Genomic DNA, 18,099 nt, shown 5'->3' on the forward strand with positions numbered 1-18,099 from the left:
TTCTTAGAAAGGAAGAAGTTCACATGGAAATCATTCGAGTCACAACGAAAGATCAATTACAAGCCTGTTTTGGAGTACGGTACAAAGTGTTCGTTGAAGAACAGCAAGTACCTGAGCACGAGGAAATCGATGAAAAGGATGAATCACCTGAAGCGTGCCATCATTTTCTTATGTTAGATGGAGATCAACCTGTTGCAGCAGCTCGTTGGTATGAATATCAACCTCAGACGGCTAAACTGCAGCGGGTAGCGGTTTTGAAAGAATACAGAGGTCAATCCCTAGGTAAACAGATGATTCTTGCCATGGAACAGCAAGCTCGCGAAAAGCATTGTACAAATGCGATCCTCGACGCACAATGTCAAGCAGAGGGCTTTTATAGCCAACTTGGCTATAAAGTCATCTCGGTTGAACCTTTTTACGATGCCGGCATCTTACATGTCAGAATGAAAAAACCGCTTTAAAGAATAGCGGTTTTTTCATTCTGTGAATTTTCGTCAACTAATGGGAAGGTTATGATAAACCGAGTGCCTTTTCCTAGTTCGCTCTCAACTTCCAAGGTCCCTTGGTGATCTTGAACGATTTTATAGCAAATAGATAATCCAAGTCCGGTACCGGTTGTTTTTGTCGTGAAGAAGGGATGGAAGATTTTCTCCAACCGTTCACTTGGAATACCTGGGCCGTTATCTGCAATAATTAACGTCGCGTTCTTCGGATCGCGGCTTAATTTCATGTCGATTATGCCATTTTCTTCCATGGCTTCGCAGGCATTTTTAATAATGTTTAGCAATAACTGTATCATTTTATCTTGGTCCATCCATACGAGGATCGGATCCATCCATTCTTGATAATGAATTTCGTGGCCGAAACGAGTAGCTTCTGATTCCATCAAGGCAATAACCTTGAGTACACACTCATGGAGTGAATCGACCTGGAAATCAATGCGATGGGGCTTTGAGAATTGGAGGAATTCAGCTGTTAATTCACTCATCCGATCAATTTCATCCATGATCATCGCATACCAATTTTCAATATTGTAACCATTTGCCTTGGAGATTTGCAAAAATCCCTTTATCGTTGTCAACGGATTTCGAATTTCATGAGCCATCCCGGAAGCAAGTTCACCGACGACTCTCAGTTTTTCCGATCTGAGCATATGCTCTTCGCGCTTTAACCATGATTCGCGTTTCTTCATGAATAAGTTATGCTCGGCTAATAAAATGAGATCATCCTTCGTCAAACCCTCTAACGGATAACTTGCAATCCCATACGTGATTTGAATGCCAGTCAATTTAGGGAGTTCAGAATCAAGCTTTAGCTTGAAAGAAGTGGTTGAATCATGATCTGGATGAAGCGGCATGACGACAGCGAACTCATCACCACCGTATCTTGCTATAAAGAGGGAGTCTTTAAACAAGATTTGCAGGAGGTCTGCCATTTGCTTCAAAATGAAATTCCCCGCTTGAAACCCGCGAGTCGTATTCATTGCCTTCAGATCCGTACAATCAATAAGGATAAGGACTAGACTTTGCTTTTGCTGTATGTATTGTTCCAATCTGCGATGTGACTCTTCGTAATTATATAATCCAGTTAGCGAATCCTTTTGCGCATATAAATATCGTTCATTTCTTAATGAATCTGCTTGTCTAATGGTAGAATAAGCTGCTCGTGTGAATAAGGCTACCGCAGTAAAATCAAGTATACAATTAAGAGCATGAATCCATAGTATGTTCTTACTGGAAAAACCAATAATGAGATAAACGTTGCAAATATAAATGAGTGCATAGGACGCAGCTAACAACCAAGATTTTTTGCGGCTTTCTTCTTTATAAATATCGAAGGAAAGTGTTAGTATGTACAAGGGAAGACATAGATTCGAATGTCCGATGTAATGTAAAAATCCAATGAAAAGTAAGCGAAGCCAAGGGAATGTCGCATGCTGCATTTGAAACCTAAGACTGATGATGTAAAGGAGCAATCCTACAACAAGTAAGGGTATGTTAAGTGCAGTATGCAAAATAGTTGTGTATAGACAAAAAACAAGAGCATAGACATAAAAAATCCAATTGATAACCACCATATCATCTCCTGAATGTAACTAAACGCGGTCGCTCATCTTTGAATGGCCTCCCATAGAGGTTTCTTACACCTTGTGACATGTTCTCTGTCTATGAACTAAATCCCTTCTAACAATAGTAAACAAAATTGAAATCTCGCTTCTTCTCAAAAAAAACCTTAAGGACAATTCATCCCTAGGTTTTGATCGCAAAAAAATTATTCTGGAATTTCAATCACTTCATGCTGATGGATGAAAGTCATCCTCCCTGTTTTCCCAACAAAATTCATCATATCATCGTCATAATGCATCAGATAGATTCGCTCCTGTACATAGTCAGGCAAGGTAAGCAGTTCTTCCAATGTAGCATGAATAAAACCGTTCCCGCTTAGTTGGCAATCGTGTAAAATGGTATGACAGTTTCTTTTGTTAACAATTTCTTGAACGAGAAGTTCCTTATTAAATTGGGTATCAGCACTATAGAACGTTCGGCCATTGATAAAAAGTGAGTAGTTAAGCTTATGAGGTATGTGAAGTGTGGAAATAAATTCAATGGTTAGCCCAGGTAGGATGTTAGCAGGTACATTTTCTTCGATATGGATGACTTCGAAATAATCCTCTAGTCTGCTGAAGCCGTCTGTGGGATTATACATGCCGCCTTTTAGCGTGTTTTCCCAAAGGACTCCTGCTAGCGATTCTGTTAGGAAAAGTTTGGTTTTCTTACTCTTATATTGGTATAACAATCGAAAGGCAATTTCTTCTAATCCGCCCACATGATCGGCATGAATGTGCGAAATGATGATACCATCAATTTGGTCAGGATGTACACCGATGTCATGTAGCGATCTAGGCGTTGTTGCCCCGCAGTCGATTAGGACGTTCAGTTCATTAGAACGGATTAATGCGCTTGTATTGTAAAATGTTTTGGCAAACGCACTGCCGGTTCCCAACATTTGAATTTGCAAACTCATTCAGCAGCCTCCATTGTTCGACAAAAACCATCTTTTCTAATGTAGCATGGGAGGTTGCGGAATTTCAACCATTAATTAAAAGGTGTTGATTACTTCATGATTTGGATGATTAGTAGTATTTTGATCGTACTTGTCTTTCTAGCTCTAATAGGTATATCGGTCTATGTAGGTTGGCAGCTCACACATCCGCAACGTAAGCCGGTTGATGTATCGCCCGACGACTATGGGTTGCACATGGAGAATATTAGTTTCCCAAGCCGATCAAGAGATGTTCAATTAGATGGATGGTTCATGAAGTCTCCTTATACGCCAACTGATGCTATTCCAATGACCGTTATTATGTCTCATGGTTATGCAGGAACACGTCTGGAAAAAGGGCTTCCGGCGTTGGCCTTGGCTACATCCATTGTCGAAGCAGGATATCATGTGCTTATGTTTGATTTTCGAAACTCGGGGAGATCGGAGGGGAAAATAACGACGGTTGGCTTTTTGGAAAAGCAAGATGTACTCGGTGCTATCGACTGGGTTCAGGAGCGCGAACCAAGTCAAATCTGCTTGATTGGCTTTTCAATGGGAGGAAGTACTTCCATCTTAGCAGCAGCCGAAGAAAGAGCTGTATTAGGGGTCATAACAGATAGCGCTTTTAGTCAGCTTAGTCCTTATTTGAAGGACAATCTGCCTGTATGGTCTAGGCTCCCTCGGTTTCCTTTTACACCTCTAATTCTACTTATTTTACCTAGATTAATTGGTATCAACCCTCATCGGGTTGATGCACTTGCCGCGGTAGATCACATTTATCCTAGGCCGATTCTTTTTATTCATAGTCGAGATGATGAGGCTATTCCTTGGTCCAACAGTGAAGGAATGTGGAGCCGTCATCCGGATACATTTGAACTTTGGGTCACACAAAAAGCGGGGCATGTCGGCTCCTATCACATGCAACCGGAAGCCTATACACAACGTGTTCTAGCTTTTTTATCAAAATTATAAAATCATCGCAACTCTTCTTAATCATTGGAGTATAAAGATGCAGACACAAAGATTACTAACAAGAGCTGGAGGTTACGCGAATGAAAGTTCAACGGATATTAGCGTTGATGCTGATGTTTTTTGTTCTAAGTACGGCTGCAGTGGTGGCTTCATCGATATGGGGGGATTTTAAAGGTAATAATATTGCCCGATTAATCGTTAATGAAGAGACAGTGGAATTCGGGGATACAGATGTTCCGCCTCTTATTGTTGATGGTAAAACCGTTCTGCCGCTGCGCGCAGTAAGTGATGCGCTTCAAGCATTGGTGAAATGGGATAACTCGAACAAGACTGCCTACTTATACAAACCAAATGTACACATGTTCTTTACGACTGAGGTGCGTAAAGACTCCGCCATCGTTCCTTTTGGTGTTGTAGAGCGCGGCAAAGAAGCAGATTTTATCGTTTTTGCTCAAGTTGATAATTTGAAGACAAGCATTAATTCTGTACGGGTTTCTGTTGTATCACCAAGTGGGAAGAGCGTGATTACACCGGTTGTGAAATCAATCTCAGAATCCAAAGAATCGTTTTGGCTGAAAGTACCTTTGTATGGCGTTTCTTTTAATGAGGCGGGTACGTACGTCGTTAAATTTGCTATGAAGCAAGATGGTTCTAACGACTACTCAGTCGTATCAGAGAAGCAGATTCAATCCGAGTAGGAAAAGCAAACTCGAAAGTGGTTTGACCTCTTATTATGAAAATGTTAGGATAATTAGGTAACTAATTATTCGACGAAATGAGGTTCTGCCTGTGAGCGATGATAAGCATGATCATGTACACGGCCCGGACTGTGACCACGATCACGAGCAAGGGGAAGATGTTTTTATCGTAACGGACGAGAACGGTGAAGAGCATGAGATGGTGATGGTTTACACCTTCCAATCTCAAGAGCAGGCTTATGCTGTTTTGCTCGATCGCAACGATCCTGAAGCTGACGGTGTTATTTTCCGTGTTGAAGAAGAGGACGACGATGCCTTCCTTGTCAACATTGAAGATGAAGAAGAGTGGGAACGTGTAGTGACTATTTACAATGAGATCGTAGCTCAAGAAGGCGAAGAATAAGAGCTATACATAAGAACCCCCTAGCAGAATAATCTGTTAGGGGGTTTCTGTTTGCATACATTCATTTTCTAGGATTGAAATACATGATTCTGCCGTTAAATAGATGAAGTTCAGCTTTCAGCAGTTTACTAAGGTATTTGCAGAATTCATTGCCCTTGCTTTTGTCGCCATGCGTGGCGTCGTCGGGCAACACGACTTGCACATAATGCTGCTCTTTCTCTTGGATCTGCTCATTCCCAACACCAATCACAATATATTTGTATAAAGGATTGATACCTTTCAGGTAGAACCATTTGCCTTCGCCTTCCGGCTTCGTCTCAATGGTATAAGGGAATCCGGCCTCATCATACTCCCAGCCAAGCTGCTTGGCTGTCTGACTGAGCTGATCACGGTAATGCAGCAGCCTTTCCTTTAGTTCATCTAAGGTGAGTGCGGCAACTGTGGATCCTGTTACGAATTTAATATAAGCGCTTTGAGCCATTCCTTGTTCACCTCATTCGCTAAACATCACCAACATCATAGCATCATGTAAACGGTTTTACAATATATACACACCTCTAGGAGGATACTAGAAAATCGCTTGTGTTTCTACGATAACCTTCACATTTTGAACACTGCGGTCCTCAGGTCCTTTTACAGGCAACCCAACTTCCACATGCTCCACAATGTAATCAATAAGCTCTTGGGTTATCACTTCACCTGGAAGCAAAATGGGAATTCCGGGCGGATACACATAAATAAATTCAGCAATAATGCGGTCAGCAGCGTCTTTGAATGGGAGTATTTCGGTTTCGCCATAGAAGGCGTCCCGTGGTGTTAAGGTTAATTGTGGAATCGCAGGAACTTTGATGACGACTTCCTTCACCTCAACAACATCATCATTCATATGAGAGAGCTCGCGTAAGGCTTCCAGTAAGGTATCTACATTTTCTTGGGTATCACCCGGCGTTATAAGACACAGTATGTTGTACATGTCGCTCATTTCGACTTCAATATTGTAATGATCGCGCAGCCAGTTCTCAACTTCAAAGCCAGTGATGCCAAGCTTGCGTACGTGAACGCATATTTTCGTCGGATCATAGTTGTAAGTCGCTTCTTCACCCAGAATCTCTTCCCCGAAGCAGTAGAGGTTGCTGATTTCGTTGATCTGTTTTCTTGTGTACTGTGCAAGTTCTATCGTGCGCTCGGCCATTGCATAGCCATTTAACGCCAAATGTCTGCGTGCAGTATCTAATGAGGCTAACAATATATAGGAAGTTGAAGTTGTTGTAAGCATCGAAATAATGGTCTGGATTCGCTTTGGATTAACACGATTCCCTTTCACGTTGAGTACTGAACTTTGTGTCATGGAACCACCTAGCTTATGCACGCTGGTCGCGGCCATATCGGCTCCGGCTTCCATCGCAGACATTGGCAATTTGTCATGGAAATGAATGAGCACGCCATGTGCTTCATCCACAAGGACAGGCATGTTATAGCTATGAACAAGGTCAACAATCTCTTTAAGATCGGTACATACACCATAGTAGGTTGGATTGATGACTAGAACAGCTTTGGCATCTGGATGCTTTTCCAGTGCGCGGCGAACAGAACGTGTCGGAATTCCGTGATCAATACCTAAGTTTTTATCGCGGGCAGGTTGGATGAACACGGGCTTAGCGCCTACGAAAATAATCGCGGCCAAGACGGATTTATGTACATTCCGCGGAACGATAATTTTATCGCCTTCCGAACAAACGGTCATAATCATGGTCATAATGGCGCCGCTTGTCCCTTGGACGGAGAAGAACGTGTGATCCGCTCCATAGGCGTCTGCAGCAAGCTTCTGGGCTTCTTCAATCACGCCCATTGGTTGATGAAGGTCATCCAGCGGTGCTATATTGATGAGGTCGATAGACAGCGCGTTGTCCCCAATAAAGGAACGAAACTCCGGGTCCATGCCGACTCCTTTTTTATGGCCTGGAATATGGAATTGAATTGGATTTTTCTCAGCATGTGTGAGCAGTGCAGTGAACAGGGGGGTACGGGTATGATCCACCTGATTATCGCTTCCCTTCTATAGTGGATTGCTTGTCGAACAATGCAACAAACAAAATGAGTATATCAAAATAGAGATTTCATGCAAGCTAATTTTTTGTCCACATAAGAAAAAGTAGGTTTTCGGTTCCGAAAACCTACTTTCTTATTGGCGATAAAACCTACATTATAAACGCGGTCGCTCATCTTTGAATTACCTCGATAAAGGTTTTCTCAAAATAGTTTGTGCTAGTTCAGGTAAAACTAACAGCAACTTGTTAAAATACGCCAAAATAAGGAGAAATCATATGGTTTGGATACAAAAATGGCGGAATAATCGCTTGTTTTCCCCATTTGTGATCGAATTGTTAATTATTATGTTTGTCGTCGAATTTGTGAAGGGAGCTTTACTTTTAACGATTTTACCCGTTTATATGAAAACGACATTAGGTGCTTCCGCATTTATTATCGGCTGGACGCTAGCTGCTCAATATATTGGTGATAATGTGCTTCGTACACCCGTTGGCTGGATTATTGACAAGTTGGGTTACCGAACAACCATGCTTACCGGTGTGCTCCTGACATTTGTTTCGGTCATTCTAATTGCAACGACTTCCCAGTATATATGGATGATCGTTGGATGTGCGCTTCTTGGCTTTGGTACGGCGCCATTATGGCCCTGTGTGATCACAGGAACGACGGAAGTGGCCGGCGATGATGGTAAAGCCACGATCATGAGCGTTGTCTATATGGCTTGGCTCTCAGGCGTTGGACTGGGACCGGTAGCTATTAACTTTTTCGTTGGCGAAAATAACTACAACACCGCATTTCGATTATTGATCGGTTGTATGACGGTTGTCGTTATCGTTGCGCTCATGCTTCCAAGAAAGAATGGCGTGGTAAGAACGGATGGAGAGGGCAGGGTAGAGAAAGCGTTGGTTTCTAACCATGCTGCTGCGCCACTCTGGAATCGGATAACAACATATTTAAGTGAAGTACAGCGCTCTATGTCTGTTAGCCCGCTGTTATTCCCCGCGATGTTCCTGCAAACGTTCGCTCTTGGTATACTGACACCCATTCTCACACTCTATGCCAAAGAGGTATTGATGCTTACATCTTTTCAGTACAGCATGTTTCTAATTGCGGGCGGAGCTGTAACTGTCATTTTCTTAGTTCCGATGGGGAAATTGGTTGATCGTCTAGGCATTCGCCCATTTTTGGTACCAGGATTTATGCTAAGCGCTTCTGCACTCCTGCTGTTTACCTTCGCGAAGTCAATGATGATGCTTTATGCTTTGGTTGCAGTGCTTGGGGCGGGCTATGCCTTCATTATTCCTTCTTGGAATGCGCTTATTGCTTCAGCCATTCCACCGGAGAAACGAGGCGCAGTGTGGGGCTTCTTCCTAACGATTGAAGGACTGGGGATGATCATTGGGCCGATCGTTTCCGGTAAGATTTGGGATGTGTATGGCTATCATGCACCATTCTTGATGAGTGGCCTTGTTCTAATACTGCTGCTTGTTCTCCAAATGTTCATTTCCATCCCCAAAAAAGGTATGGTACGATAAGGGAAAAATGTTTCGTTTGGAGGATTATAAGCATCATGAATAAACAGATCGGAATCATCATGCTGTTATTGATGACTATATTCGTAGGTTTCGGGATCATCATTCCTGTACTGCCGGAAGTTGTTAAAGGTGCAGGCGCTGAATATCATAACGCGCTGCTATTGTCGGTTTATTCCGCAGCCTCTTTTCTCATGTCCCCCATTTGGGGAGGACTATCGGATCGCATAGGACGCAGACCGATTATTTTAATTGGTCTTCTTGGGTTTAGTGTTAGCTTTTTGATATTTGGATTCGCTGACGGTAATCTGTGGATCATGTACGTATCCCGCATTCTCGGCGGATTATTCTCAGGAGCAGCAACGGCTTGCGCAGTGGCTTATGTAGCTGATATTACAACTGCTGAGAATCGGACAAAAGGCATGGGTATGGTGGGGATGTCGATTGGGTTAGGCTTTATCTTCGGTCCAGCTATCGGCGGGATTTTAAGTCGATGGGGGACCTACCTTCCATTCTTTGTAGCATCTGGACTCGCACTAGCCTCCTTTGTTTTTGCATTTGCTATACTTAAAGAATCGCTGTCAGTTGACAAACGCACCTCCGTGAAGGAGAAAGCTCCATCTAGATGGACAGCTTTCGCTGGGGCATCGAAGTATCTCTATGTGTTATCATTCTTCGTATCTTTCACATTGGCAGGGTTGGAAGCGACACTGCAGTATTACCAAATGGACAAGATTGGCGCAACGCCATTCGATATCGGCATGATGTTCTTAGCCAGCGGTATTGTTGGCGCCTTAATCCAAGGCGGCGTTGTACGCCGCTTGGTCAAACAGGGAGCCGAGCAGCGTGTGATCGGCATTGGGTTATTGCTATCGGCAGCAGGGTTCTTCCTGCTGCTGTACTCTAGCAGCGTGGTGACCGCTGCAATTTATCTCTCGGTCTTCGGCGCAGGTAACGCCCTCATACGCCCGTGTGTGACGTCGCTGATTACACAGCGCACGAAAGTCGGTCAGGGCGTTGCGACGGGCCTCAGCTCCTCTATGGACAGTCTAGGCCGCATTGCGGGCCCGCTCCTTGGAGGAGCGGTATTCGCTATCGCGCATTCGCTGCCGTTCATTATCGGCGGCGTACTCTGCTTAGCAGCGATCCTGCTGCTGCAGCGCTTCGTACTTGTAGATCGTCAGACGCGCGCGCAGCAGCAAACCGCCTGACAAATGCAAAAAAAGCTGTACACTATTTTCCCGAATAGGGGAAGACTGCTGTGCAGCTTTTTTCTGTGTAACGCCTAGCTATGGCTTGCGAGGCGATAAGCCGTGCATGATGAAGTTAATCGTGTGCTCGATTTCTTGGGGTTCATCCCATTCCGAATCCGGCATTAACAAAAATCGAGCAATCAGGAAGCCAATAATCGTAGAGGCAATCAACCGCATACTAGTTGCTTCGGGAAGTTCGATTAATTGACCCTCAGCCTGAAAATGACGAATGGCTTTATAAGCTTTTTCCAGCACTAATACGGCAACTGTTTCTTTAAATTGTTCACGCAGCTCTGTATGGAAAGGGATTTCATGCATGAAAATTTTAATAACAGGAAAATTTTTGCGGGCGAATTCTAATCGGTTCACCGTGATAGCGCGTAAGAATTGTTCAACATCGGGATAATCAGCTTCCAACACATTGGTAAAGTCTTTCACTGCAAACGGTGCAATGAGCTTCGTCATGATGGGGGCAACGATCGAGAGCAGCAGTTCTTTTTTCGTTTTATAGTGACGGAAAATGGTGCCTTCCGCTACGCCAGCTTTTTGGGCAATTTCACTGGTCGAGGAGCCTGCAAACCCTTTCTCAGAGAAAATCTCAACGGCCGCTTGAACAATCTTTATCTGTTTATCGGTCATCTTCTCTTCTTCGTCATTTAGACGCAGAAGTTCAGTTAACCATGGCTCGATTTGGGACAATGTATTCACCTCTTCATTTAGCAAAACTGGCATTGTAACATAGGACATCCTAACATTATATCTTACGGTGCTTCTTGAGTGCCACTATGTTTAAGATCATGAAGCAAGTCGTGAATGCTGCTAACACGAGAACGTCCAACCAAATGCGATCCCAACCAGCACCGCGGATCATAATATTCCGTAGGGCATCAGCTCCGTATTTAAGCGGCATAATGACACCGATCCAGCGAAGGTATACAGACATCGTATCGAGACTGAATAAGCCTGAGAAGAACACTTGGGGTACGATAATAAGCGGAATGAACTGAATCATCTGGAATTCATTGTTTGCGAAAGCTGAAATCAGCGTTCCTAGTGATAGGGCAGCCAGTGCCAGCAGGACCGTAATCAGCAAAACATACCAGAAAGAGCCGACCATCATTAGACCCAGCACACTAGTGGCGAACCATGCAATGAGCGTTGCTTGGAGTGTTGTAAATATACCAAAGCCTAGAATATAGCCGACAACGATTTCCCAACGACGAAGCGGTGTAGCCAGCAGTCGTTCTAAGGTTCCGCCGGTTCGTTCCCTCAAGAAGGAAACGCCAGATAGCAGGAAGACGAAGAAAAAGACGAAAAACCCGATGAGAACAGGACCGAAATTGTCAAAAGCCGCCATATCGGCAGAGCCATGCAAGTAGGTGATGATTGGCGCTTGTAAATTGGAGATTGAGTTAACGTTGGGGTTCGCTGGAACGACGCTTTGCAATGCTTTTTGCAGCAAGAACAGCACAGCTCTATTTTTACTGGGGTCACTTCCTTCCAGAGTCACTTGCGGCGCTGTCCCATTCATCGCAATGACGGCATCTAAATGTACAGCTTCTAGCTCAGTTTGGGCATCATCTGCCGTGTAGACAATTACTTCAGCATTTTGATCCTGCAGTTTTTGAATGAGCGGAGCGGGGATATTGACAGCGCCTAGTTTAGGGACATAGGTGTTGCCGTTAAACACTAATGACATCATAAAAAGAATTAACATTGGAGCTACAAGCATCATCATTAAAGTTCGTTTGTCGTGAAAGAACTGGCGTAAAATACGGATCACAATCGCACGAATTCTCATTGCTTGACACCTCCATAATATAAGAATGCCTCTTCAATCGTTGCGGAGGAAGTTTCCTGTTTCAACTCATCCGGTGTTCCTACAGCCGTGAGTCTGCCGTCACGGATCATCCCAAGCTGATGACATTTGTCAGCTTCATCCATCACGTGAGTAGTCACGAGAATCGTTGTACCCTGCTTACTGAGATGCGTCAACTCTTGCCAAATTGATTTCCGCAAGAAGGGATCAATTCCCACTGTAGGCTCATCAAGAATTAGAATGCCTGGCTCATGCAGCAAAGAGATAGCGAGCGATAAGCGGCGCTTCATTCCTCCAGAATAGTTGGAAATCTGCTTCTTCAAATGAGAGCCTAGATCAACAAGCTCCATGACGTCATGGATGCGCTGATTGCGCTTTGTACCCGTTAACCCATACAAAGAAGCGAAAAACTCCAAATTCTCCTGAGCGGTTAGTTCTGCATAAAGGGCATCCGATTGCGCCATGTAACCGATTTGCGATAGCATCGTTAACTGGGGCATCTGCTGCCCAAGCACATGAACGGTACCAGAAGTGGGTACATCAATGCCAGCAATCATACGTACAAGCGTTGTTTTCCCTGATCCGGAAGGGCCGAGCAATCCGAAAATATGGGCTTTAGGTACAGCCAGAGTAATGCCATTCAGAACAACCTTTTCGTCAAATTGCTTGCTGACACTATGCACTTGAATAGATATGTCCGTTGTCATAGATTTGCACCTCTTTCAGAGTGAGTAATCACTCATTTGTATTGATGTACTTATCATACGCGATCTTATTAAAATTGAGAAGTGAGTAATCACTCATTTTTAATATTTATTTTGAAATGGATTTATAAATTAAAACAGCAAAAAGGCATCCCAGAGGAATGCCTTTTTGCTATCACTTACATCTATCAGTCTTTGACTTTCGCGTCTTTTTTTCGGTCAACCCATTTCTCAATAGATGGGGTTAATTGGTCCTTTATGGACGCCACAAGCTTGTCCTTCGAAATGCCCTTAGACTGGGCAATCTCAGCCAGCGATTTACCGGAGCGGAGCTGGGCGTGAAGTTCGTCCGTGCTCAGACCGAGAGTCTTAGCGAGCTTCTCTGTATCCGGCTTCAGTCCAAACTTATGCCACTTCCCTCGGCCATCATGACCATCTAACAAGTTTTTCTCGTTGAGGATGAACTTCAAATGCTCACTGAGCTTCATCTTCATGTGTTCGCCTTGATCTGCTGTCAGCTTGCCGTCTTTGACAGCCGCTTCAATTTTACCTGTTCGAAGCTGCTGCAGTTTGGCCGTCAAGTCGGCTTCATTGATGCCTTTGTCAGCGGCTGCTTCAACGATGCTTTTGCCGCTCTTCAGTGCTTTAACGAGCGCTTCTTTGTCAATGCCGATGACAGTAGCAGACTCATCGACAATCGGCCATTTTCGGCGATGACCGCCTTGTTCCTTCTCGTCGGTCTGATGCAAACGAATCGTTTGCTCCTGATCTTCGGAAGGAGATTGAGCCGCAGCCGTTAGGGAGGGAAGAGCACTGCAGCCAAGAGCGATTGTGAGAGCAATTGAGCTCACCATTAGCTTTTTCATATACGTAGGGTTCATACTTGTTGGATCCCTCCTTTCCTGTTGGATTAGGACTACAGCGCTTAGTCTGTGCAGGAGGGGTTAATTTTACTTTAAAGGAACCTTAGTCCCACATAAAAATTTCCATAAATCCGATTTATTTTGCGTTCACAGCCATCTGGTAAAGGGGAATAAGCTTCTCAAAGGTTTGTTTAATAAGCAATTCAAGTTCAGCTGGTTTCACTAGCACTGGATCCTTGAAACTGAGGTTGCGGCCGATTAACAGCTCCGCTTTTTTAACATCGCGGAAACGAATGAGTGCGTCGTTCCAGCCGCTGCGGTCTAAATCGGCAAGAGAGGTAACGTCTTTTTTCATATGGTCGAAGGAAAGAACGAAATCGGATGGAATCTCCTTCTGCAAACGGTCGATTTCTTTCATGTAGGTAGTCGCAATGTTACTTTTATTCGGAAGCTCATAGATAAGTGCTAACCAAATAAATACACGATCATCAAATAGACCAACCTGGAAATGAGGTACCTGTTTATACCCTCGTTTGTTTGGACAAATTGCCAACCATGTATCAACTGGGGGATTCACTTTGCGTCTTAAGTGTTTAGCGATATGTAGGAACATTTCTGTACCGGAAAGGACGGACAAATCCTGGGCCAAAGAATCACCTAATGCTTTGAATTTAGGCTGAATGCGCTCTCGAATGGCTTCCATACGTCCATCAAGACCCTCTACAGCAAAGGTATCGAAATCATGCTGTGCAAATCCAGTGAAACTCATCTGTTTAATTCCTCTTTTCAATTACGTTTTCAATTATTCTAAAGCAATTCGCGTATTCCCGCAATGATTACGAGTTTCGTAGAAAGGAAGTAGGCCATTGGACCGATTTTATGGCAGAAAAGCAGGAAAAAAGTGGAACCATGCCGAAATATGTGGTAACTATCCATTAGGAAGACAGGAGAATTTATACTTATGAGGATGTCAAAATGGTCCAAAATTGCGGTACTTGGCACTTTAATGGGAACTTGTTTCACAGCAGGTGTTTACGCACAGGATGTGCTGCAGCGCGTTGATGCTTACTTAAGAAATGATTTTAAAGTCGTGGTGAACGGGCAAGAAGTGAAGCTGACGAATCCGCCTTTAATTTATAATAATTCCAGTTATTTGCCTGTGAAGGAGCTAGGAACTTACCTGGGAGCGGTTGTGAATTGGAAGGATAGTACGAAAACAATCTATCTGAATTCCCGTGTTAATCCTCAGCAGCCTGCGGAAGGCAACGAAACGAATTATACAGAAATTGTGCTGCAGTACCCGTATCCACAATATTTGGACTACTTAGGGGCGACTTATCCGGTTCTCGTTAATATGACGGATCAGACGTATTACCGATTGAAAGATTTGGACCGAATGGGTGTTTCTACCAGCGGATTGCGGAAAGCGAAGGAGAAGTATTCAGAGGATATCTATGTCAGCGAAGAAGAATTGAAAAAGAGCTGGAAAGAAACGCCGCAAATTTCCTATCTCATTAATGAACCCATCGTCATTACAGGAGAGCAGGATCCGGTTAAGCTCAAGACAATCAGAGCGTATGTGGAAGGTTTCCGATACTATGAGATCAATAAAGTACCTTACATGACGAATCCGATTATCATTGATGCGATGCCTGAAGAGAATACATACAGCTACTTACTTACGGAAAATGGGCATTTCTATCGCACAACCCTCAAACTGACGCAAATAAATGGCAATAATAATAAGCCTGATTATGTGGTTGGAAGCTCCTCCAAAGAGGACATCCAAGTGACGAGAGTTAAATAATTAACTATCGGAACCTGATTGCCTTTTTAAATAGAAAATAGCAATTTGCGTGCGATCTCGGAGGTTCAGCTTGCTGAGAATTTCCGTAATATAATTCTTAACAGTACCTTCGCTCAGGAATAGCTCCTGGGCGATTTCTTTATTGGATAGACCTTCAGCGATTTTCGCTACGACAGCTTGTTCACTTGCTGTTAAGCCATATCCACTAAGTGGTTTGGGTGCAGGTACGTTCGAAGGAGAACCAGGGTTGATGAAGGTTGTCAATTTCTTGGCAATATCTGCATGAATCAGTAGATTGCCTTGTTCTACCGTTTTGATTCCTTGGATAATCCGATCTGGCGAAATATTTTTGAGCAGATAACCGCTGGCTCCGTTTCGCAAGGCTTGAACGATAAATTCATCATCGTCGAATGTGGTCAGAATAAGCACAGCAATATCCGGATAAGCTTGCTTAATCTTCAAAGTGCCTTGTACACCGTCACAGATTGGCATCCGAATATCCATCAGGACAACGTCAACCTGGACGCCGTTCTGGATAAAAGCAAGAGCTTCGTCTCCATGCGTACACGTGCCAACGACCTTAATATTTTCATCAAGTCCAATGATTAATTGTAAGCTTTCGCGGATGAATGGATCATCGTCTGTAATGAGTACATGAATCATGCTGCGTTCAACCCTTTCTTAGGTAGATTCAAATTGGCGAAAAGTGGGCAAGACAGTCGTCACTGTAAATCGATCCTCGAGCGATACAATAAGTTGACCGCCAATGAGCTTACTTCGTTCTTCCATCCCAGACATTCCTAGTCCGTTCACACTGCGCTCTGTAGGCAGTTTACCGTTATTCGAAATACACATTGTAAGCTGTTTGGATTCATACGTTAACTGAATAAGAACTTGGGTTGCGGACCCGTGACGAATGGCATTCGTGATGGCTTCTTGGACATTACGGTATAGAATGAACTCTAGACTCGGATACAGCATGTAGGGCATCCCCTGCATCTCAACCTCAATGGATATCCCTTTATCTGCTGTCAGTCCTTCAATGAGCCTCCCCAGTGAGTAGGTTTGCACCGTTTCTTCATCTGGTTTCAGTCTACGTACGGTTGAACGCAGCAGTTCCATGCTTTCTGTTAACTGGTCACGGACCGACATTAACATGTCTACGCCTTTCTTCTGTTGAGTAGGAAGGATCTGCAAGGATGCTTCCATCATCATTTTCAGTCGGATCAGCTTATGTCCCAATTCATCATGAATATCTCGGGAAATCCGATTGCGTTCGTCCGTTTGTGCGATGTTTTCGACTTTCCGGGCGTAATCCATTAACTGAATGCGAGCTTCGTCCAGTTCGTAATGCTGCCTCCGAAGCCTGTCATAGAGCAGCTCAACTTCCTGTTTGTTTTGCTCAGTCTGAAGCATCTGCAGCAGGAGCAGCGTCAGAGAGAAGAAGATCAGATTGGCAATGAGGTAATAGCTGTTTGGCTGACTATGTAAGGATATGTTCAACAGAATCAACTGAATACTCACGTAATAGTAACGGATATGACTATTTACGGTGGTTACATAAGATAAGAGCGTGGAGTAAAAGGTGATGAACAAAATGCCGTCATAGTGATAGCTCATCCATCCGCTAAATCCAATTTCGAGTAAAAGCATCCATGCTGATTTCGAGAATATCGTTCTGCGCAGTTCTGCGATCCAAATGAATAAGAGAATGAGGAAAACATACATGCCATTGGATGAATAGCTTTCGAGATACATCGAGGCAATCGCTGGAATGAGAATGAGTAAATAACGGGTTAACGAGCGTAATTGTGTCAATCGATTTCCTTCCTTTGCAGGGCAAGTATTAGCAAAGTATACCATAATAACCAAGTGGGTTAACACGTCTAATAGACAGATAATGACTTTTGTCACCTTTGAATAATGACTTATTCTACCTGTTAATGGGATCCCTTGGAGATACAATGATTGTAATAAGACCAGTTGGAAACAGGGGAAAAGGGAGAGGATCTTGTGAGCTTTGTTCATTTAAAAAATGTTGTCAAAAAGTATAGCAATCAAATTTCTGTCGATCATTTGAATTTATCGATTCATGAAGGTGAGATTTTCGGATTGTTAGGCCCCAATGGGGCTGGGAAAAGCACTACGATCAAGATGCTGAGCGGCCTGCTCAAAATCGATCAAGGCGAAATGTTTGTTGACGGGCTCTCAGTTGCGAAAGATACAATTGAAGTGAAACGGAGAATTGGTCTTGTTCCACAAGATCTCGCAATCTTCGAAAACCTAACAGCACGAGAAAATGTCACTTTTTTCGCAAAATTATATGGGTTAAGAGGTAAGCTCCTGAAAGAAAGAGTAGAGGAAGCGCTGGAATTTGTAGGATTATTGGATCGTGCTCGTGATAAACCAAGTTCCTTTTCCGGCGGAATGAAGCGGAGATTGAATATTGCGTGTGCAATTATGCATCGTCCAAAGCTGATTATTATGGATGAACCTACCGTGGGCATCGATCCTCAGTCCCGAAACCACATTCTGGAATCGGTTAGGACGCTGAACCGTATGGGCTCAACGATCATTTATACCTCGCACTACATGGAAGAAGTGTCCGCCATATCCACGCGGGTCGGCATCATGGATCATGGGCATCTCATTGCTTGTGGAACCCAAGAAGAATTGCGCGGTAAAGTTGAGCAGGACAATAAAATTATCATTCAAGCAGCTAACCTGAGGGAAGAAGCCGTAATGGAGCTAAGGGATCATCCGCGGATTAAGCAAGTCACCATTCATGAGCAGACACTTGAGCTGCTGGTAGGTTCCTTCCAAGCCTATTTGCAGGACATCCTGTTCATCCTTTCCAAACACGAAGTGAAAATCCAATCGCTCACGCAGGTAGAGCCTGATCTTGAGGCATTATTCCTGTCGTTGACCGGAAGAACCTTACGGGATTAGGAGGAGGT

General features: G+C 43.8%; 19 protein-coding genes. 8 read left to right on the top strand and 11 right to left on the bottom strand.

What is annotated here, in order from left to right; translation table 11 throughout:
• Positions 1-23: 23 nt before the first annotated feature.
• Positions 24-461, top strand: coding sequence for a GNAT family N-acetyltransferase (locus QFZ81_RS12295; protein WP_307443976.1), 438 nt, complete (start codon positions 24-26; stop codon positions 459-461).
• Here QFZ81_RS12295 and QFZ81_RS12300 read toward each other — a convergent pair.
• Positions 458-2,077 (bottom strand): ATP-binding protein, encoded by a 1,620-nt coding sequence (locus QFZ81_RS12300; protein WP_307602913.1) that lies wholly within the window; start codon positions 2,075-2,077, stop codon positions 458-460. The two genes, QFZ81_RS12295 and QFZ81_RS12300, sit on opposite strands and share 4 nt — an antisense overlap.
• Positions 2,078-2,271: 194 nt before the next feature.
• The gene (locus QFZ81_RS12305) at positions 2,272-3,024 is read right to left on the bottom strand and encodes an MBL fold metallo-hydrolase (RefSeq protein WP_307602915.1); all 753 of its coding nucleotides are present in this window, start codon (positions 3,022-3,024) and stop codon (positions 2,272-2,274) included.
• A 96-nt stretch (positions 3,025-3,120) separates the two neighbouring features.
• Here QFZ81_RS12305 and QFZ81_RS12310 point away from each other — a divergent pair, with 96 nt between their 5' ends.
• The 3 genes from QFZ81_RS12310 to QFZ81_RS12320 all read left to right on the top strand — a co-directional run bounded on the left by QFZ81_RS12310 (position 3,121) and on the right by QFZ81_RS12320 (position 5,115).
• Entirely contained in the window at positions 3,121-4,014 is an 894-nt protein-coding gene (locus QFZ81_RS12310; RefSeq protein WP_307602916.1) for an alpha/beta hydrolase, read from the top strand.
• Positions 4,015-4,094: 80 nt separating this feature from the next.
• Positions 4,095-4,712: a stalk domain-containing protein gene (locus tag QFZ81_RS12315; RefSeq protein ID WP_307443965.1), complete on the top strand. Its 618-nt coding sequence runs from the start codon at positions 4,095-4,097 to the stop codon at positions 4,710-4,712.
• A 91-nt stretch (positions 4,713-4,803) separates the two neighbouring features.
• Positions 4,804-5,115, top strand: coding sequence for a DUF1292 domain-containing protein (locus tag QFZ81_RS12320; RefSeq protein ID WP_047672482.1), 312 nt, complete (start codon positions 4,804-4,806; stop codon positions 5,113-5,115).
• Between the two features lie 61 nt (positions 5,116-5,176).
• Here QFZ81_RS12320 and QFZ81_RS12325 read toward each other — a convergent pair whose 3' ends face one another.
• Positions 5,177-5,596, bottom strand: a complete 420-nt coding sequence (locus QFZ81_RS12325; RefSeq protein ID WP_171688377.1) for a DUF1885 family protein — start codon at positions 5,594-5,596, stop codon at positions 5,177-5,179.
• Positions 5,597-5,683: 87 nt separating this feature from the next.
• Positions 5,684-7,153, bottom strand: a complete 1,470-nt coding sequence (locus QFZ81_RS12330) for an aminotransferase class I/II-fold pyridoxal phosphate-dependent enzyme (RefSeq protein WP_307443959.1) — start codon at positions 7,151-7,153, stop codon at positions 5,684-5,686.
• A 286-nt stretch (positions 7,154-7,439) separates the two neighbouring features.
• Between QFZ81_RS12330 and QFZ81_RS12335 the strand changes: the two genes are divergently transcribed.
• Both QFZ81_RS12335 and QFZ81_RS12340 read left to right on the top strand, forming a co-directional pair.
• Positions 7,440-8,699 (top strand): MFS transporter, encoded by a 1,260-nt coding sequence (locus QFZ81_RS12335; protein ID WP_307602919.1) that lies wholly within the window; start codon positions 7,440-7,442, stop codon positions 8,697-8,699.
• Between the two features lie 35 nt (positions 8,700-8,734).
• A complete protein-coding gene (locus QFZ81_RS12340; protein WP_171688374.1) occupies positions 8,735-9,907 on the top strand; it encodes an MFS transporter in 1,173 nt (390 codons plus the stop codon).
• Between the two features lie 78 nt (positions 9,908-9,985).
• Here QFZ81_RS12340 and QFZ81_RS12345 read toward each other — a convergent pair whose 3' ends face one another.
• The 5 genes from QFZ81_RS12345 to QFZ81_RS12365 form a co-directional block, all read right to left on the bottom strand.
• Positions 9,986-10,681: a TetR/AcrR family transcriptional regulator gene (locus QFZ81_RS12345; RefSeq protein ID WP_307602921.1), complete on the bottom strand. Its 696-nt coding sequence runs from the start codon at positions 10,679-10,681 to the stop codon at positions 9,986-9,988.
• A 22-nt stretch (positions 10,682-10,703) separates the two neighbouring features.
• The gene (locus QFZ81_RS12350; RefSeq protein WP_307443951.1) at positions 10,704-11,750 is read right to left on the bottom strand and encodes an ABC transporter permease; all 1,047 of its coding nucleotides are present in this window, start codon (positions 11,748-11,750) and stop codon (positions 10,704-10,706) included.
• Entirely contained in the window at positions 11,747-12,475 is a 729-nt protein-coding gene (locus QFZ81_RS12355) for an ABC transporter ATP-binding protein (RefSeq protein ID WP_307602924.1), read from the bottom strand. The genes QFZ81_RS12350 and QFZ81_RS12355 overlap by 4 nt, the downstream gene beginning before the upstream one ends.
• Positions 12,476-12,660: 185 nt before the next feature.
• Complete coding sequence (locus tag QFZ81_RS12360; protein WP_307602926.1) at positions 12,661-13,353, bottom strand: hypothetical protein; 693 nt, start codon at positions 13,351-13,353, stop codon at positions 12,661-12,663.
• A gap of 118 nt (positions 13,354-13,471) precedes the next feature.
• Positions 13,472-14,104: a YktB family protein gene (locus QFZ81_RS12365; protein ID WP_307602928.1), complete on the bottom strand. Its 633-nt coding sequence runs from the start codon at positions 14,102-14,104 to the stop codon at positions 13,472-13,474.
• A gap of 192 nt (positions 14,105-14,296) precedes the next feature.
• On the opposite strand from QFZ81_RS12365, the gene QFZ81_RS12370 reads away from it, so the two are divergent.
• Positions 14,297-15,142: a stalk domain-containing protein gene (locus tag QFZ81_RS12370; protein WP_307443942.1), complete on the top strand. Its 846-nt coding sequence runs from the start codon at positions 14,297-14,299 to the stop codon at positions 15,140-15,142.
• Here QFZ81_RS12370 and QFZ81_RS12375 read toward each other — a convergent pair whose 3' ends face one another.
• Positions 15,143-15,805 carry a response regulator transcription factor gene (locus tag QFZ81_RS12375; RefSeq protein WP_307443941.1) on the bottom strand — a complete coding sequence of 221 codons (663 nt, stop codon included), beginning with the start codon at positions 15,803-15,805 and terminating at the stop codon, positions 15,143-15,145.
• Between the two features lie 18 nt (positions 15,806-15,823).
• Positions 15,824-16,960 (bottom strand): sensor histidine kinase, encoded by a 1,137-nt coding sequence (locus tag QFZ81_RS12380; RefSeq protein ID WP_307602931.1) that lies wholly within the window; start codon positions 16,958-16,960, stop codon positions 15,824-15,826.
• A gap of 195 nt (positions 16,961-17,155) precedes the next feature.
• On the opposite strand from QFZ81_RS12380, the gene QFZ81_RS12385 reads away from it, so the two are divergent.
• The gene (locus tag QFZ81_RS12385) at positions 17,156-18,091 is read left to right on the top strand and encodes an ABC transporter ATP-binding protein (protein WP_307443935.1); all 936 of its coding nucleotides are present in this window, start codon (positions 17,156-17,158) and stop codon (positions 18,089-18,091) included.
• Positions 18,092-18,099: the final 8 nt, after the last annotated feature.

Origin of the sequence: Paenibacillus sp. V4I9 (assembly GCF_030817295.1) — a bacterium.
Classification (GTDB): Bacteria; Bacillota; Bacilli; order Paenibacillales; family NBRC-103111; genus Paenibacillus_E.

Bases quoted from the DNA above. Each gene is read 5' to 3' on its own strand.
- QFZ81_RS12295 (WP_307443976.1), top strand. From the start codon at position 24: ATGGAAATCATTCGAGTCACAACGAAAGATCAATTACAAGCCTGTTTT.
- QFZ81_RS12300 (WP_307602913.1), bottom strand. From the start codon at position 2,077: ATGGTGGTTATCAATTGGATTTTTTATGTCTATGCTCTTGTTTTTTGT.
- QFZ81_RS12305 (WP_307602915.1), bottom strand. From the start codon at position 3,024: ATGAGTTTGCAAATTCAAATGTTGGGAACCGGCAGTGCGTTTGCCAAA.
- QFZ81_RS12310 (WP_307602916.1), top strand. From the start codon at position 3,121: ATGATTTGGATGATTAGTAGTATTTTGATCGTACTTGTCTTTCTAGCT.
- QFZ81_RS12315 (WP_307443965.1), top strand. From the start codon at position 4,095: ATGAAAGTTCAACGGATATTAGCGTTGATGCTGATGTTTTTTGTTCTA.
- QFZ81_RS12325 (WP_171688377.1), bottom strand. From the start codon at position 5,596: ATGGCTCAAAGCGCTTATATTAAATTCGTAACAGGATCCACAGTTGCC.
- QFZ81_RS12335 (WP_307602919.1), top strand. From the start codon at position 7,440: ATGGTTTGGATACAAAAATGGCGGAATAATCGCTTGTTTTCCCCATTT.
- QFZ81_RS12340 (WP_171688374.1), top strand. From the start codon at position 8,735: ATGAATAAACAGATCGGAATCATCATGCTGTTATTGATGACTATATTC.
- QFZ81_RS12345 (WP_307602921.1), bottom strand. From the start codon at position 10,681: ATGCCAGTTTTGCTAAATGAAGAGGTGAATACATTGTCCCAAATCGAG.
- QFZ81_RS12350 (WP_307443951.1), bottom strand. From the start codon at position 11,750: ATGAGAATTCGTGCGATTGTGATCCGTATTTTACGCCAGTTCTTTCAC.
- QFZ81_RS12355 (WP_307602924.1), bottom strand. From the start codon at position 12,475: ATGACAACGGACATATCTATTCAAGTGCATAGTGTCAGCAAGCAATTT.
- QFZ81_RS12360 (WP_307602926.1), bottom strand. From the start codon at position 13,353: ATGAACCCTACGTATATGAAAAAGCTAATGGTGAGCTCAATTGCTCTC.
- QFZ81_RS12365 (WP_307602928.1), bottom strand. From the start codon at position 14,104: ATGAGTTTCACTGGATTTGCACAGCATGATTTCGATACCTTTGCTGTA.
- QFZ81_RS12370 (WP_307443942.1), top strand. From the start codon at position 14,297: ATGAGGATGTCAAAATGGTCCAAAATTGCGGTACTTGGCACTTTAATG.
- QFZ81_RS12375 (WP_307443941.1), bottom strand. From the start codon at position 15,805: ATGATTCATGTACTCATTACAGACGATGATCCATTCATCCGCGAAAGC.